This window comes from Escherichia sp. E4702 (genome assembly GCF_963883545.1).
Lineage (GTDB): Bacteria > Pseudomonadota > Gammaproteobacteria > Enterobacterales > Enterobacteriaceae > Escherichia.
Genome location: NZ_CAWORF010000023.1, coordinates 13,416 through 29,460 on the forward strand (window position 1 = coordinate 13,416; position 16,045 = coordinate 29,460).

11 protein-coding genes are annotated in these 16,045 nt (G+C 53.2%); 5 read left to right on the forward strand and 6 right to left on the reverse strand.

Annotated elements, in window-relative coordinates; translation table 11 throughout:
* Positions 1 to 4: 4 nt before the first annotated feature.
* Positions 5 to 1,009, reverse strand: coding sequence for an N-acetyl-gamma-glutamyl-phosphate reductase (gene argC / locus AACU94_RS15540; protein ID WP_135488444.1), 1,005 nt, complete (start codon positions 1,007 to 1,009; stop codon positions 5 to 7).
* Between the two features lie 153 nt (positions 1,010 to 1,162).
* Here argC and argE point away from each other — a divergent pair, with 153 nt between their 5' ends.
* The 4 genes from argE (at position 1,163) to AACU94_RS15560 (ending at position 8,296) form a co-directional block, all read left to right on the forward strand.
* Positions 1,163 to 2,314, forward strand: coding sequence for an acetylornithine deacetylase (gene argE / locus AACU94_RS15545; RefSeq protein ID WP_130258324.1), 1,152 nt, complete (start codon positions 1,163 to 1,165; stop codon positions 2,312 to 2,314).
* 350 nt (positions 2,315 to 2,664) lie between these two features.
* Entirely contained in the window at positions 2,665 to 5,316 is a 2,652-nt protein-coding gene (gene ppc / locus AACU94_RS15550) for a phosphoenolpyruvate carboxylase (protein ID WP_135488445.1), read from the forward strand.
* 180 nt (positions 5,317 to 5,496) lie between these two features.
* Positions 5,497 to 7,230: a phosphoethanolamine transferase CptA gene (locus AACU94_RS15555; protein ID WP_135488446.1), complete on the forward strand. Its 1,734-nt coding sequence runs from the start codon at positions 5,497 to 5,499 to the stop codon at positions 7,228 to 7,230.
* 214 nt (positions 7,231 to 7,444) lie between these two features.
* Entirely contained in the window at positions 7,445 to 8,296 is an 852-nt protein-coding gene (locus tag AACU94_RS15560; protein WP_000274636.1) for an AraC family transcriptional regulator, read from the forward strand.
* Here the strand turns inward: AACU94_RS15560 and AACU94_RS15565 are convergent.
* From AACU94_RS15565 to AACU94_RS15585, 5 genes are read right to left on the reverse strand one after another with little or no spacing between them, the layout of a single operon-like run.
* Complete coding sequence (locus tag AACU94_RS15565) at positions 8,283 to 8,624, reverse strand: PTS fructose-like transporter subunit IIB (RefSeq protein ID WP_032304250.1); 342 nt, start codon at positions 8,622 to 8,624, stop codon at positions 8,283 to 8,285. The two genes, AACU94_RS15560 and AACU94_RS15565, sit on opposite strands and share 14 nt — an antisense overlap.
* A gap of 1 nt (position 8,625) precedes the next feature.
* The gene (locus tag AACU94_RS15570; RefSeq protein ID WP_135488447.1) at positions 8,626 to 9,504 is read right to left on the reverse strand and encodes a [formate-C-acetyltransferase]-activating enzyme; all 879 of its coding nucleotides are present in this window, start codon (positions 9,502 to 9,504) and stop codon (positions 8,626 to 8,628) included.
* Positions 9,470 to 11,767: a formate C-acetyltransferase gene (locus tag AACU94_RS15575; RefSeq protein ID WP_135488448.1), complete on the reverse strand. Its 2,298-nt coding sequence runs from the start codon at positions 11,765 to 11,767 to the stop codon at positions 9,470 to 9,472. The genes AACU94_RS15570 and AACU94_RS15575 overlap by 35 nt, the downstream gene beginning before the upstream one ends.
* A 50-nt stretch (positions 11,768 to 11,817) precedes the next feature.
* The gene (locus AACU94_RS15580) at positions 11,818 to 12,138 is read right to left on the reverse strand and encodes a PTS fructose-like transporter subunit IIB (protein ID WP_130215305.1); all 321 of its coding nucleotides are present in this window, start codon (positions 12,136 to 12,138) and stop codon (positions 11,818 to 11,820) included.
* Positions 12,139 to 12,152: 14 nt separating this feature from the next.
* Complete coding sequence (locus AACU94_RS15585; protein ID WP_130215303.1) at positions 12,153 to 13,232, reverse strand: PTS fructose transporter subunit EIIC; 1,080 nt, start codon at positions 13,230 to 13,232, stop codon at positions 12,153 to 12,155.
* Between the two features lie 309 nt (positions 13,233 to 13,541).
* Here AACU94_RS15585 and ptsP point away from each other — a divergent pair, with 309 nt between their 5' ends.
* Positions 13,542 to 16,043, forward strand: coding sequence for a phosphoenolpyruvate--protein phosphotransferase (gene ptsP / locus AACU94_RS15590; RefSeq protein WP_135488449.1), 2,502 nt, complete (start codon positions 13,542 to 13,544; stop codon positions 16,041 to 16,043).
* The last annotated feature ends 2 nt before the right edge of the window (positions 16,044 to 16,045 follow it).

The following is a 16,045-nucleotide window of genomic DNA, read 5'->3' on the forward strand; positions in this document are numbered from 1 at the left end:
ACCCTTAAATAAGAGACTGCGTTTGGGCATAGCCGAAACGAATATTGGCACACTGGATTGCCTGTGCCGCCGCGCCTTTCAGTAAGTTATCTTCGGTCGCCACAATAATCAGATGCTCGCCCTGAACGGCAAATCCGATATCGCAAAACGGCAGCCCGACGACATTTTTTAGTGCCGGAACGCCTTTGTCATACAGACGCACCAACGGTTTATGCGCATACGCCTGCTGTAATGTCTGCGCCACTTGCGCCTGACTCACGCCCGGTTTCAGGCGGCAGGTAATGGTTTCGAGAATACCGCGCGGGAAATTGCCCAGATGCGGGGTGAAGATGACGTCAGCACCGAGATGCGTAGCGATCTCCGGCTGGTGGCGATGGGTAAAGATGCCATACGGTTGCAGACTAACTTCACAAAAACTATTTGAAATCGCTGCCTTACGTCCTGCACCGCTCACGCCGCTGGTGGCGTTGATCACCGGCCACTGATTGAGGTCAAGAAGATCGGCATCAATCAACGGTTTCAGCGCCAACTGTGCCGCCGTCGGATAACAGCCTGGCACCGCAATCAAGTTCGCTTCTTTTAATTTATTACCGCACCACTCCGCCAGACCGTAGGCTGCCTGTTCCAGCAGTTCCGGGTATTGATGGGTAAAGCCGTAATATTTTTCATAGAAGGTGGCGTCGTTAACACGAAACGCGCCGGAAAGGTCGAACACCACGCAGCCCGCTTCAAGAAACTGCGGCGCTAAATCGTGGCTAACTTCATGGGCGGTGGCGAGAAACACCACGTCCACCCCTGGGCTAAACTCGCTGATATCCGACATCGGCTGCAACGGCAGATCAACGATGCCTTTTAGCTGCGGATGCAAATCGGAGATTAACTTTCCCGCATCATTGCTTTGCGCTGAAACAGTCAAAGCGGTTATGTTCATATGCGGATGGCGATTTACATAGGTCACTAGCTCTGCGCCAGCGTAGCCGCTGGCACCCACAATCAGCGTATTTAACATCGGGGCTATTCACCTTCTTATGTCTGGTTGCCAGGTTAAACGTAAAACATTCACCTTACGGCTGGTGGGTTTTATTACGCTCAACGTTAGTGTATTTTTATTCATAAATACTGCATGAATATTGATACTATCATGACCAGAGGTGTGTCAACAATGAAAAACAAATTACCGCCATTTATCGAGATTTACCGCGCTCTGATTGCCACACCTTCAATAAGCGCTACGGAAGAGGCACTCGATCAAAGCAATGCAGATTTAATCACTCTGCTGGCGGACTGGTTTAAAGATTTGGGCTTCAATGTGGAAGTGCAGCCTGTGCCAGGAACTCGCAACAAATTTAATATGCTGGCAAGTACCGGACAGGGGGCTGGCGGCTTGTTGCTGGCGGGGCATACCGATACGGTGCCATTTGATGACGGTCGCTGGACGCGCGATCCGTTTACACTGACGGAGCATGACGGCAAGCTTTACGGCTTAGGCACTGCCGACATGAAAGGCTTTTTTGCGTTTATCCTTGATGCGCTACGCGATGTCGACGTCACGAAACTGAAAAAACCGCTCTACATTCTGGCGACTGCCGATGAAGAAACCAGTATGGCCGGAGCGCGTTATTTTGCCGAAACTACCGCCCTGCGCCCGGATTGCGCCATCATTGGCGAACCGACGTCGCTGCAACCGGTACGCGCGCATAAAGGCCACATCTCAAATGCCATTCGCATTCTGGGTCAGTCGGGCCACTCCAGCGATCCGGCGCGCGGAGTTAACGCTATCGAACTGATGCACGACGCCATCGGCCATATTTTGCAGTTACGCGATAACCTGAAAGAACGTTATCACTACGAAGCGTTTACCGTGCCATACCCCACGCTCAACCTCGGGCATATTCACGGCGGCGACGCCTCTAACCGAATTTGCGCCTGCTGTGAGTTGCATATGGATATTCGACCGCTGCCGGGCATGACACTTAATGAACTTAATGGCCTACTCAACGACGCGCTGGCTCCGGTGAGCGAACGCTGGCCGGGTCGTCTGACGGTCGAAGAGTTGCACCCACCGATCCCAGGCTATGAATGCCCGCCAAATCATCAACTGGTTGAAGTGGTTGAGAAATTGCTCGGTGCAAAGACCGAAGTGGTTAACTACTGTACCGAAGCGCCGTTTATTCAAACGTTATGCCCGACGCTGGTTCTAGGGCCTGGCTCAATTAATCAGGCTCATCAGCCTGATGAATATCTGGAGACGCGGTTTATTAAACCCACCCGTGAATTGATTACCCAGGTGATTCACCATTTTTGCTGGCATTAAAACGTAGACCGGATAAGGCGCTCGCGCCGCATCCGGCACCGTTGCCAAACTCCGGTGCCACAATAATGTCGGATGCGATGCTTGCGCATCTTATCCGACCTACACCTTTGGTGTTATGTATGGCGATTTTTTAACATTCCCATAAGTTACGCTTATTTAAAACGTCGTGAATTTAATGGCGTAAATTCCTGCTATTTATTCGTTTGCTGAAGCGATTTCGCAGCATTTGACGTCACCGCTTTTACGTGGCTTTATAAAAGACGACGAAAAGCAAAGCCCGAGCATATTCGCGCCAATGCGACGTGAAGGATACAGGGCTATCAAACGATAAGATGGGTGTCTGGGGTCATATGAACGAACAATATTCCGCATTGCGTAGTAATGTCAGTATGCTCGGCAAAGTGCTGGGAGAAACCATCAAGGATGCGTTGGGAGAACACATTCTTGAACGCGTAGAAACTATCCGTAAGTTGTCCAAATCTTCACGCGCTGGCAATGATGCTAACCGCCAGGAGTTACTCACCACTTTACAAAATTTGTCGAACGACGAGCTGCTGCCCGTTGCGCGTGCGTTTAGTCAGTTCCTGAACCTGGCCAACACCGCCGAGCAATACCACAGCATTTCGCCGAAAGGCGAGGCTGCCAGCAATCCGGAAGTGATCGCCCGCACCCTGCGTAAACTGAAAAACCAGCCGGAACTGAGCGAAGACACCATCAAAAAAGCAGTGGAATCTCTGTCGCTGGAACTGGTCCTCACGGCTCATCCAACCGAAATTACCCGTCGTACACTGATCCACAAAATGGTGGAAGTGAACGCCTGCTTAAAGCAGCTCGATAACAAAGATATCGCCGACTACGAACACCACCAGCTGATGCGCCGCCTGCGCCAGTTGATTGCTCAGTCCTGGCATACTGATGAAATCCGTAAGCTGCGTCCAAGCCCGGTAGATGAAGCCAAATGGGGCTTTGCCGTAGTGGAAAACAGCCTGTGGCAAGGCGTACCAAATTACCTGCGCGAACTGAACGAACAACTGGAAGAGAATCTCGGCTACAAACTGCCCGTCGAATTTGTTCCGGTCCGTTTTACTTCGTGGATGGGCGGCGACCGCGACGGCAACCCGAACGTCACTGCCGATATCACCCGCCACGTCCTGCTGCTCAGCCGCTGGAAAGCCACCGATTTGTTCCTGAAAGATATTCAGGTTCTGGTTTCTGAACTGTCGATGGTTGAGGCCACCCCAGAACTGCTGGCGCTGGTTGGCGAAGAAGGTGCCGCAGAACCGTATCGCTATCTGATGAAAAACCTGCGTTCTCGCCTGATGGCGACACAGGCCTGGCTGGAGGCGCGTCTGAAAGGCGAAGAGCTGCCGAAGCCGGAAGGTCTGCTGACGCAGAATGAAGAACTGTGGGAACCGCTCTATGCTTGCTACCAGTCACTTCAGGCGTGTGGCATGGGTATTATCGCCAACGGCGATCTGCTCGACACCCTGCGCCGCGTGAAATGTTTCGGCGTACCGCTGGTGCGTATTGATATCCGTCAGGAGAGTACCCGCCATACCGAAGCGCTGGGCGAGCTGACCCGCTATCTCGGCATTGGCGATTACGAAAGCTGGTCAGAGGCCGACAAACAGGCGTTCCTGATCCGCGAACTGAACTCCAAACGTCCGCTGCTACCACGCAACTGGCAACCAAGCGCCGAAACGCGCGAAGTGCTCGATACCTGTCAGGTGATTGCCGAAGCGCCGCAAGGCTCTATTGCCGCCTACGTGATCTCGATGGCGAAAACGCCGTCCGACGTACTGGCCGTCCACCTGCTGCTGAAAGAAGCGGGTATTGGATTTGCGATGCCAGTCGCACCGCTGTTTGAAACTCTCGATGACCTGAACAACGCCAACGATGTCATGACCCAACTGCTAAATATCGACTGGTATCGCGGTCTGATTCAGGGCAAACAGATGGTGATGATTGGCTATTCCGACTCAGCAAAAGATGCGGGCGTGATGGCGGCCTCCTGGGCGCAATATCAGGCACAGGACGCGTTAATCAAAACCTGCGAAAAAGCGGGTATTGAACTGACGCTGTTCCACGGTCGCGGCGGTTCCATTGGTCGCGGCGGCGCACCTGCCCATGCGGCGCTGCTGTCGCAACCGCCGGGAAGCCTGAAAGGCGGCCTGCGCGTGACTGAACAGGGCGAGATGATCCGCTTCAAATACGGTCTGCCAGAAATCACCGTCAGCAGCCTGTCGCTGTACACCGGAGCGATTCTGGAAGCCAACCTGCTGCCACCGCCTGAGCCGAAAGAGAGCTGGCGTCACATTATGGATGAACTGTCGGTCATCTCCTGCGATGTCTACCGCGGATACGTGCGTGAAAACAAAGACTTTGTCCCTTACTTCCGCTCCGCTACGCCGGAACAGGAACTGGGTAAACTGCCGTTAGGTTCACGCCCAGCGAAACGTCGCCCAACCGGCGGCGTCGAGTCTCTGCGCGCCATTCCGTGGATTTTTGCCTGGACACAAAACCGCCTGATGCTCCCCGCCTGGCTGGGCGCGGGTACGGCGCTGCAAAAAGTGGTGGAAGATGGCAAACAGAGCGAACTGGAAGCCATGTGCCGCGACTGGCCGTTCTTCTCAACGCGTCTGGGTATGCTGGAAATGGTATTCGCCAAAGCAGATCTGTGGCTGGCGGAATACTATGACCAACGCCTGGTCGACAAAGCACTGTGGCCGTTAGGTAAAGAGTTACGCAATCTGCAAGAAGAAGACATCAAAGTGGTGCTGGCGATTGCCAACGACTCCCATCTGATGGCCGATCTACCGTGGATTGCCGAGTCTATTCAGCTACGAAATATATACACTGACCCGCTGAACGTACTGCAGGCAGAGTTGCTGCATCGTTCGCGCCAGGCTGAAAAAGAAGGCCAGGAGCCAGATCCCCGCGTCGAACAAGCGTTGATGGTCACTATTGCCGGAATTGCAGCTGGTATGCGTAATACTGGCTAACCCCCCTCCTCTATCAACCCTCGTGCAATAGCGCGAGGGTTTTCTGAAATACTTCTGTTCTAACACCTTCGTTTTCAATATATTTCTGTCTGCATTTCACCCAGATTCTGGATATCCCTTCAGATATCCTTAAGGTTTTGTCCTTACATTCGGCGCTATTATCCAAAACGGGTTCTTACTATGCATTCCACTGAAGTCCAGACTAAACCCATTTTTAGCTGGAAAGCCCTGGGTTGGGCACTACTCTACTTTTGGTTTTTCTCTACCCTGTTACAGGCCATTATTTACATCAGCGGCTACAGCGGCACCAACGGCATTCGCGACTCGCTGCTGTTCAGTTCGCTGTGGTTGATCCCGGTATTCCTCTTTCCGAAGCGGATTAAGATTATCGCAGCAGTAATCGGCGTAATGCTGTGGGCGGCGTCTCTGGCAGCGTTGTGCTACTACGTCATCTACGGTCAGGAGTTCTCGCAGAGCGTTCTGTTTGTGATGTTTGAAACCAACACCAACGAAGCCAGCGAGTATTTAAGCCAGTATTTCAGCCTGAAGATTGTGCTTATCGCGCTGGCCTATACGGCGGTGGCAATTTTGCTGTGGACGCGCCTGCGCCCGGTCTATATTCCAAAGCCGTGGCGTTATATCGTCTCTTTTGCCCTGCTTTATGGTTTGATTCTGCACCCTATCGCCATGAACACGTTTATCAAACACAAGCCGTTTGAGAAAACGTTGGATAATCTGGCATCTCGCATGGAACCTGCCGCGCCGTGGCAATTTCTGACCGGTTATTATCAGTATCGTCAACAACTGAACTCACTGACGAAGCTGCTGAATGAAAATAACGCATTACCGCCACTGGCTAATTTCAAAGACGAATCGGGTAACGAACCGCGCACCTTAGTGCTGGTGATTGGCGAATCGACCCAGCGTGGACGCATGAGCCTGTACGGCTATCCGCGTGAAACCACGCCGGAACTGGATGCGCTGCATAAAACCGATCCGAACCTGACGGTGTTCAATAACGTGGTCACATCGCGTCCGTACACCATTGAAATCCTGCAACAGGCGCTGACCTTTGCCAACGAAAAGAACCCGGACCTGTATCTGACACAGCCGTCGCTGATGAACATGATGAAACAGGCAGGTTATAAAACCTTCTGGATAACCAACCAGCAGACGATGACTGCCCGCAACACCATGCTGACGGTATTTTCGCGCCAGACCGACAAGCAGTACTACATGAACCAGCAACGTACGCAGAGTGCGCGTGAATACGACACCAACGTGCTGAAGCCGTTCCAGGAAGTGCTGAAGGACCCTGCGCCGAAGAAACTGATCATCGTTCATCTGCTGGGTACGCATATCAAATACAAATACCGTTACCCGGAAAATCAGGGCAAGTTTGATGGCGATACCGATCATGTTCCGCCAGGATTAAGCGCAGAAGAGCTGGAGTCATATAACGATTATGACAACGCTAACCTGTATAACGATCATGTGGTTGCCAGCCTGATTAAAGACTTTAAAGCAGCAGATCCGAACGGATTCCTGGTTTATTTCTCTGACCACGGTGAAGAGGTTTACGACACGCCGCCACACAAAACTCAGGGGCGTAACGAAGACAACCCGACGCGTCATATGTACACCATTCCGTTCCTGCTGTGGACGTCAGAAAAATGGCAGGCGACTCATCCGCGTGATTTCTCGCAGGATGTTGATCGCAAATACAGTCTGGCGGAACTGATCCACACCTGGTCAGATTTGGCGGGCTTATCTTACGACGGTTACGATCCAACCCGTTCAGTGGTGAATCCGCAGTTCAAAGAAACTACCCGCTGGATTGGTAACCCGTATAAGAAAAATGCGCTGATCGATTACGACACTCTGCCGTATGGCGATCAGGTGGGTAATCAGTAATTATCAGCCAGATGCTATTTGCCGGATGCGACGCTTGACGCGTCTTATCCGGCCTACAGATCGCGGCGGTAGGTCAGATAAAGCGTTTACGCCGCATCCGGCAATACAACTGCCGCAATGTTTACATCGAACGCCCCTCAGGCCACACTTTTCAGGTGGCCTTTTTTCATAATGCCAGTTACTGTTTTCCCGTCTACATACCTAAGGGAATAACATGTATCACGACGTCAGCTATCTGCTCTCCCGCCTGATAAACGGCCCGCTGTCGCTGCGCCAGATTTACTTTGCCAGCAGCAACGGCCCGGTGCCCGATCTTGCGTATCAGGTCGATTTTCCACGGCTGGAAATAGTGCTGGAAGGTGAGTTTGTTGATACCGGCGCTGGAGCAACGTTAGTTCCCGGCGATGTGCTGTACGTTCCCGCTGGCGGCTGGAATTTCCCACAATGGCAAGCCCCCGCCACCACTTTTAGTGTGCTGTTTGGCAAACAGCAACTCGGCTTCAGCGTCGTGCAATGGGATGGCAAGCAATATCAAAATCTGGCGAAGCAGCACGTCGCCCGACGCGGCCCGCGCATTGGTTCTTTTCTGCTACAAACGCTCAATGAAATGCAAATGCAGCCACAGGAGCAGCAAACGGCAAGGCTGATCGTCGCCAGCCTGCTTAGCCACTGCCGCGATTTGCTTGGCAGCCAAATCCAGACAGCCTCACGCAGCCAGGCACTATTCGAAGCTATTCGTGATTATATCGACGAACGCTATGCCTCCGCGCTTACCCGCGAATCTGTCGCACAGGCATTCTATATTTCGCCAAATTATCTCTCGCACCTGTTTCAAAAAACGGGGGCCATTGGTTTTAACGAATACCTGAATCACACGCGACTGGAGCACGCTAAGACGTTATTGAAAGGCTATGACCTGAAGGTAAAAGAAGTGGCGCACGCCTGCGGCTTTGTCGACAGCAACTACTTCTGCCGTCTGTTTCGTAAAAATACCGAACGCTCGCCGTCGGAATATCGTCGGCAGTACCACAGCCAACTGACAGAAAAACCGACTACTCCAGAATAAGATGGGTTTGCTGCGGCGCAGAAAGCACTTTACGCACCGCGCTCATCACCCGCTGCGGCTCACGCAGGAACGCGTAGATACTGCATTGCACGTAGCGACAATGTTCAAATCGCTCGGCACCAGCAAGCTCGATATCCGTAATCAACAGCGCAACATCCGCCCGGCGGATATCCTCGTCCGCTAAACGATTCTCCGTTCCCAGCGCGCCCTGGGTTTCAATGCTGACGCCCCACTTCTCTATCTGACATAATTTTTCCAGCCGTTCCGCCGCCATATAAGTATGCGCCACGCCGCTCACGCAGGCGGTTACTGCCACCAGGTATGCCATTTTAACCTCCCACGGTAACCTGAAATCCGGCCCGTTCTGCCATTTCGCGCATTGTTGCCACATCGGCTGACGACGGCGCTGAAACCTCTTTCATCGACCATGTTTTCCCCAGCAAGCGGTATTTCGGCTCGCCGTACTGATGAAACGGTAACAGATGGATCTGCCTGATATTCAGCGGGATCAGCACGTCCAGCGCCTGCTGCATATTCTCCCGGCTGAGCGTGAAACCGGGGATCAGCGGCAAACGCGGGATCACGTTGACCCCCTCACTCACCAGCAAACGCAAGTTCTCCAGCACGCGTGGCAGATTCATCTTCACCACATCCCGCGCCTGAGTCGCGTCCATAATTTTTAAATCGAACAACACTTCATCGCACAATTTCGCCAGCGGCAACAGTTTGCTGGCTGGCGCGTCTCCGGCAGTTTCGATGGCGCATGACACACCCCACAACCGCAGTCGCTGTAAAAAACGGGTAGCAAACTCCGCCTGCATTAATACTTCGCCGCCAGAAAGCGTGACGCCGCCGCCGGACGTGCGAAAGAAAACGTCATCTTTCATCACTTCCCGCTCCAGCGCGTCAAGGCTGATATCGCGACCAATCCGTTCAAACGCACCGGAGGGGCATTCATCCGCATCGCGCAAACATTTCGCGCAGTGCAGGCATTTCGCCTCTCTGCGCACCGTCTGGATTTTGCCGGAGATCGACTCCGGGTTAGCACACCACGGGCAAAGATGCGGACAGCCTTTAAAAAAGACCACCGTACGAATGCCCTCGCCGTCATTCAGCGAATAACGCTGAATGTTGAAAATGCGCGCCACATCATCGTGGCGCGTTTCTACAACGTTACAGCTGATGCGCAGTCCGGCGGATGATGTCATCCTGGATCTCCTTCGACAGTTCGACAAAGAAGGCGCTGTATCCGGCAACGCGTACCACCAGCCCCGCATAGTCCTGCGGGCGTAATTGGGCTTCACGTAACGTGTCGGCGTTCACTACGTTAAATTGAACATGCTGCAACTTAAGCTGGGTAAATGCCCGTAAGAAGTCGGCCAGTTTGCGTAATCCCGCTTCACCTTCCAGGGTCGCCGGAGTGAATTTCACGTTCAGCAACGTCCCGTTAGAAAGCAGCGTGTTATCGAGCTTACTGACTGACTTCAGTACCGCCGTTGGCCCTTGCCCGTCCTGACCCAGCATGGGTGACAAGCCGCCGTCTGCCAGCTGTTCCCCGGCAAAACGACCGTCTGGCGTCGCGCCAACCACCGATCCCAACGGGACGTGAGCAGAAACGGTATACGATCCCGGCGTGAAGTAGCCGCCGCGCGGGTTCTGGTATTTTTCCACTTCTTTGCAGTAATGGCGTAACAGTTCGGCGCTGATGTTATCCACCTCGTCGATATCATTACCGTATTTCTCGAAGCGGTTAATTAAGCGAGCGCGGACTTTTTCACCTTCTGGCGTTGCGAAGTTAGCTTTTAATACCGACAGCAATTCGTCAAAACTTAAACGCTGTTGTTCAAAAATCATCCCTTTCAACGCATGGAGAGAATCGCTCAGGTTGGCGATACCGATCCCCTGTACGCCGGAGAAGTTATAACGCGCGCCGCCATCGGTAATATCGCGGCCTTTCTCCAGACAATCGCTGATAAACGACGAGAGCAGCGGTACAGGTGCCCAGTCACGGTGACCGATATCGCAAATATTGCTGCCCTCAACCATCAGGGTGATGTAGTGGCTGATCTTGGCGCGGATCTGTTCCAGCAAACCTTCATAACTCAGCGCAGCATTGCCTTCATTTTCATGCAGGCAGATTTCCATCACTTTCAGCAGGTTAAACATCGCGATGTCATGCAAGCCGTAGGTTCTGCCGGGAATAGATAATTCCACACAGCCCACTACGGAATAGTCGCGCGCATCTTCCAGCGAAACGCCACGGTTGAGGAACGCTGGCACCACCACTTCATCGTTAAAGATTTGCGGAATACCTGTGCCGAGGCGAATGGTTTCTGCGGTTTTCATCAGGAACGGCGTGTCGATCAAGGCGTTAGTGCGCACGCCGAGGTTCGGTTGCGGTAATTGCACGCTTTGATAGGCGTCGAGACAGAGGAACGAAAGCACGTTCACCGCGCTACGTCCATTCTCGGTTAACCCGCCGAGCAGTGCGGTATAGCCGGTCGGGAAACCTGCGAAATAACGCGCGCTACTGGTGGAGCGCAACAGCACGATGTCGTTGCATTTCACCCATAAAGATTCGAGCAGTTCTTTCAGGAACGCCGGATCTTCGCCCTGGGTTAATGATGCCTGATAGAACGGCAACATATACTGGTCGAAGCGCCCCAACGATAGCGAACTGGCGTTGGATTCGTATTGCAGAATGATGTTCATGTACCAGAATAACTGGCACGCCTGCCAGAACGTCTGCGGCTTATGTTCGGCGTTATGGCGGGAGATCTCCGCAATGGTCAGTAACTCTTCGCGACGCTGAGCATCCGGGCAGTTTGCCGCCATCGTTTCCGCCAGTTCGGCGTAACGCAGAATGTGTTTCTGCGAGGCTTCGAGCAGTAACAGCGCTGCCTGATAAAAGTGATTCTCCGGCTGTTGCTGACAATGTTGCTGCATCTGCGCCACCAGCTCCCCCAGCCCGTGATTCAGCAGGCGCGGGTAATCAATAATAATGTGCCCCTGACCTTTATCCGTCTGGTTGATGCTGAAAATCTGCGTGCTGGTCGCGGCTTTTACTTCATCCGTCATCTGCCCGTTGATGAAATCTTTCATCGAACGTTTTTCCCAGTACGAGAACAACTCTTCGCGGTAGATACGTTTATCTTCTTCGCTAATGGCGAAACGGTCTTGCGGGCGCGTCGGGAATTGATCCAGCTCTTTCAGCAACCAATAAGGGTCCATTTCCGGCGACATAATCCCGGCGCGCGGTTTTACGGTGCGGTTACCGGCAATCAGTTCTTCATCACGAATCGAAATTTCAACATGTTCAAGGATATACGCTGTCGCTTTCGCCCGGCGCAATATCACTGGCTCGCCTTCGGTTTGCCGATGGCTGGCGGTATAAAGCAGCGCCCGCTCTAGCGAGATTTCACGGGTATTGGCAAACAGTGCAGTTTTGAGGCGAGAGATACGATTCGTCATGAGGAACTCCTGTGGGAAAGCGAACCCGCCCTTACGGGCGGGATAAGAACTTAAGCGGTTTGTGTCAGATGAGCTTCAATTTTGCTCATAATGGCGTCAGCGCGTTTAACCGCGTCGCTGATATTGACGCGCACGATGGTCTTGCCTGCAAAACGCTCTTCAAATTTGATGCCGATATCTTTGGTCAGAATCACCATATCGGCGCTCGCCACGTCTTCCGCAGTCAGTTCATTTTCCAGACCAATCGAACCCTGAGTTTCTACTTTTACTTCCCAGCCTTTCGCTTTCGCGGCACTTTCCAGCGCCTCTGCCGCCATATAGGTATGGGCAACACCTGAAGGACATGCGGTTACTGCAATAATTTTCGTCATGGCTCGTTCCTCAATTAATTAATTTCAAAATCCAGATCCAGGTCGTCTTCCTTCTCATCAGTCGAAGACCCATTTTTACGCGCCAGACTTTTCAGCACGTTAACGCAGATAGCCGTTGCTACAGCCCCAACAGCCACTGCCGCGATGTAACCCAACTTGCCTTCAACCACCGGCAGCACAATCAGACCACCCCAGCCTGCATAGCACTGCGCACCTACCATTGCAGCGGTCACCGTGCCACAGACAGTCCCCACCATAATGGAAGGAATGACACGCAACGGATCGGCGGCAGCGAAAGGAATCGCCCCTTCAGTGACGCCAACACAGCCCATTACCAGCGCCGCTTTACCGGTTTCGCGCTCTTCTGCGGAGAAATTTTTACGACCAATCAGCGTTGCCAGCCCCATGCCCAGCGGCGGAACACAGATCCCCACGGCAGCAATTGCCACCACGGTATAAACACCCTGAGCAACGCAAATCAGCATGAACGCATAGGCCACTTTGTTAACCGGGCCGCCCATATCGAACGCCAGCATCAGCCCCATGATCACCGCCAGCATCACCACGCTGCCTTGCTGCATCCCCTGAAGCCACTGAGTCAGGCTGTTGGTTAACGCACCGACAGGTTCCCCCAGCCCCCACATCATGACGCCAGCGGTAATCAGTGTGCCGACGATTGGAATGATGAAGATTGGCATCACCGAGCGCAGAACTTTATGCACCGGAATTTTCTTCAGGTAATGCACCACAATGCCGCCGATAATCCCGGCGATCAGCGCACCAAAGAAGCCCGCGCCAAAGCTGTTGCCAACCCAGGCACCGATAGCGCACGGGGCCAGCGCAGAACGTTCTGCAATGGAATAACCGATGTAAGCGGCGAGGAAAGGCACCATCAGCGTTAAACCCGCAACACCGATATCAAACAGTTTTTTCAGATTCGGATCGGCTACGGCATCCGGCACTGCACCTTTGCCATACAACATGACGGAAACCGCCAGCAAAATACCGCCCGATACCACGAAGGGAATCATGTGTGAAACGCCCGTCATTAAGTGCTGACGAGTGTTTTTCAGGATCTGTACCAACTCATTCATAAGTCGCTCCCAGGCTTACCCAAGCCTATGTCCATATTTTTTGATGGGAGAAACAATAGGCAATCGCAAGCAGGTCAAACAGTGGATAAAAAGGCCATTTACTGGACTTTTGTAATGTCAGTACAAAAATGCGATCCGCCTCATAACTTGCGTTAACTCGGAATCATGGCGGAATGGCGCGTCTTGTGAGACGCGTCGCAAATTGGCGGTTACATTACATTTGTCCAGCTTTTGGCAGATTTGTCACATGGCAGGTCGTTGCCATGCGCTCTTATCCTGTAAACAGAAAACCGTACCGGGAGAGAGGCAATGGCCCTGATTGTGGAATTTATTTGTGAGCTGCCTAACGGCGTACATGCGCGTCCGGCAAGCCACGTTGAAACGCTGTGTAATACTTTTTCATCTCAAATTGAGTGGCATAACCTGCGTACTGACCGTAAAGGCAACGCCAAAAGCGCCCTGGCGCTGATTGGCACCGATACACTGGTGGGCGATAACTGCCAGTTACTGATTTCCGGGGCTGACGAACAAGCAGCACACCAGCGCTTGAGCCAGTGGTTACGTGATGAATTCCCCCACTGCGACGCGCCGCTGGCAGAAGTTAAATCTGACGAGCTGGAGCCGCTGCCGGTTTCACTCACTAATTTGAATCCGCGCATTATTCGCGCCCGCACCGTATGTAGCGGTAGCGCAGGCGGCATTCTGACGCCAATATCTTCTTTAGATCTCAACGCGCTGGGTAATCTTCCCGCTGCCAAAGACGTCGACGCCGAGCAATCCGCACTGGAAAACGGCCTGACGCTGGTGATGAAAAACATTGAGTTTCGTCTGCTGGATAGCGACGGTGCCACCAGCGCGATTCTGGAAGCGCACCGATCACTGGCTGGCGATACTTCCCTGCGCGAACATTTACTGGCAGGCGTCAGTGCCGGATTAAGCTGCGCCGAAGCGATTGTCGCCAGTGCGAATCACTTTTGCGAAGAGTTCGCCCGTTCCAGCAGTAGCTACCTGCAAGAACGTGCGCTGGACGTACGCGACGTCTGCTTCCAGCTGCTTCAGCAAATCTACGGTGAACAACGCTTCCCGGCACCGGGCAAGCTGACGCAGCCCGCCATTTGTATGGCTGATGAACTGACCCCCAGCCAGTTCCTCGAACTGGATAAAAATCACCTCAAAGGTTTGTTACTGAAAAGCGGCGGCACTACGTCACATACGGTAATTCTTGCTCGTTCGTTCAACATTCCGACGCTGGTTGGTGTGGATATTGATGCCCTTACTCCATGGCAGCATCAAACGATTTATATCGACGGCAACGCCGGGGCAATTGTGGTTGAGCCAGGGGAAGCCGTAGCCCGTTATTATCAGCAAGAAGCCCGCGTACAGGACGCTCTGCGTGAGCAACAGCATGTCTGGCTGACCCAGCAAGCACGTACCGCTGACGGTATCCGTATCGAAGTCGCGGCGAACATCGCCCACTCCGTGGAAGCGCAGGCCGCATTTGGCAATGGCGCGGAAGGCGTTGGTTTGTTCCGTACTGAAATGCTCTATATGGATCGCACCAGCGCACCGGGCGAAAGCGAGCTGTACAACATTTTTTGTCAGGCGCTGGAGTCCGCCAACGGGCGCAGCATTATTGTGCGCACTATGGATATTGGCGGTGACAAACCCGTTGATTATCTGAACATTCCCGCAGAAGCTAACCCGTTCCTCGGTTATCGCGCGGTGCGTATTTATGAAGAATACGCCTCGCTGTTCACCACACAACTACGCTCGATCCTGCGCGCCTCTGCTCACGGCAGCCTGAAAATCATGATCCCGATGATCTCCTCAATGGAAGAGATCTTATGGGTGAAAGAAAAACTGGCAGAAGCCAAACAGCAGCTACGTAACGAACACATTCCGTTTGATGAGAAGATCCAGCTCGGCATTATGCTGGAAGTGCCGTCGGTGATGTTCATCATCGATCAATGCTGCGAAGAGATTGATTTCTTTAGTATCGGCAGTAATGACCTGACGCAATATCTTCTGGCGGTGGATCGCGATAACGCTAAGGTTACTCGTCACTACAACAGCCTGAATCCGGCATTCTTACGGGCGCTCGATTACGCTGTACAAGCAGTGCATCGCCAGGGCAAATGGATTGGTTTGTGCGGTGAACTGGGGGCGAAAGGTTCCGTGCTGCCGTTGCTGATTGGTTTAGGTCTGGATGAACTCAGCATGAGCGCCCCGTCAATTCCGGCAGCGAAAGCGCGAATGGCGCAGCTTGATAGCCGCGAATGCCGCCAGTTGCTCAACCAGGCAATGGCCTGCCGAACTTCGCTGGAAGTGGAACACCTGCTGGCGCAATTCCGTATGACGCAACAGGACGCACCGCTGGTCACCGCCGAATGCATCACGCTGGAAAGCGACTGGCGCAGCAAAGAAGAAGTGCTCAAAGGCATGACCGATAACCTGCTGCTGGCTGGCCGCTGCCGCTATCCGCGTAAACTGGAAGCCGACTTGTGGGCGCGCGAGGCCGTTTTCTCTACCGGTCTGGGCTTTAGTTTTGCCATTCCACACTGCAAATCAGAACACATTGAGCAATCCACCATCAGCGTGGCGCGTCTGCAAGCACCGGTGCGCTGGGGCGATGATGAAGCGCAATTCATCATTATGTTAACCCTGAACAAACACGCTGCGGGCGATCAGCATATGCGCATTTTCTCGCGCCTCGCTCGTCGCATCATGCACGAAGAATTCCGTAACGCGCTGGTTAACGCCGCCTCTGCCGACGCTATCGCCAGCCTGCTGCAACATGAACTGGAACTGTAAAA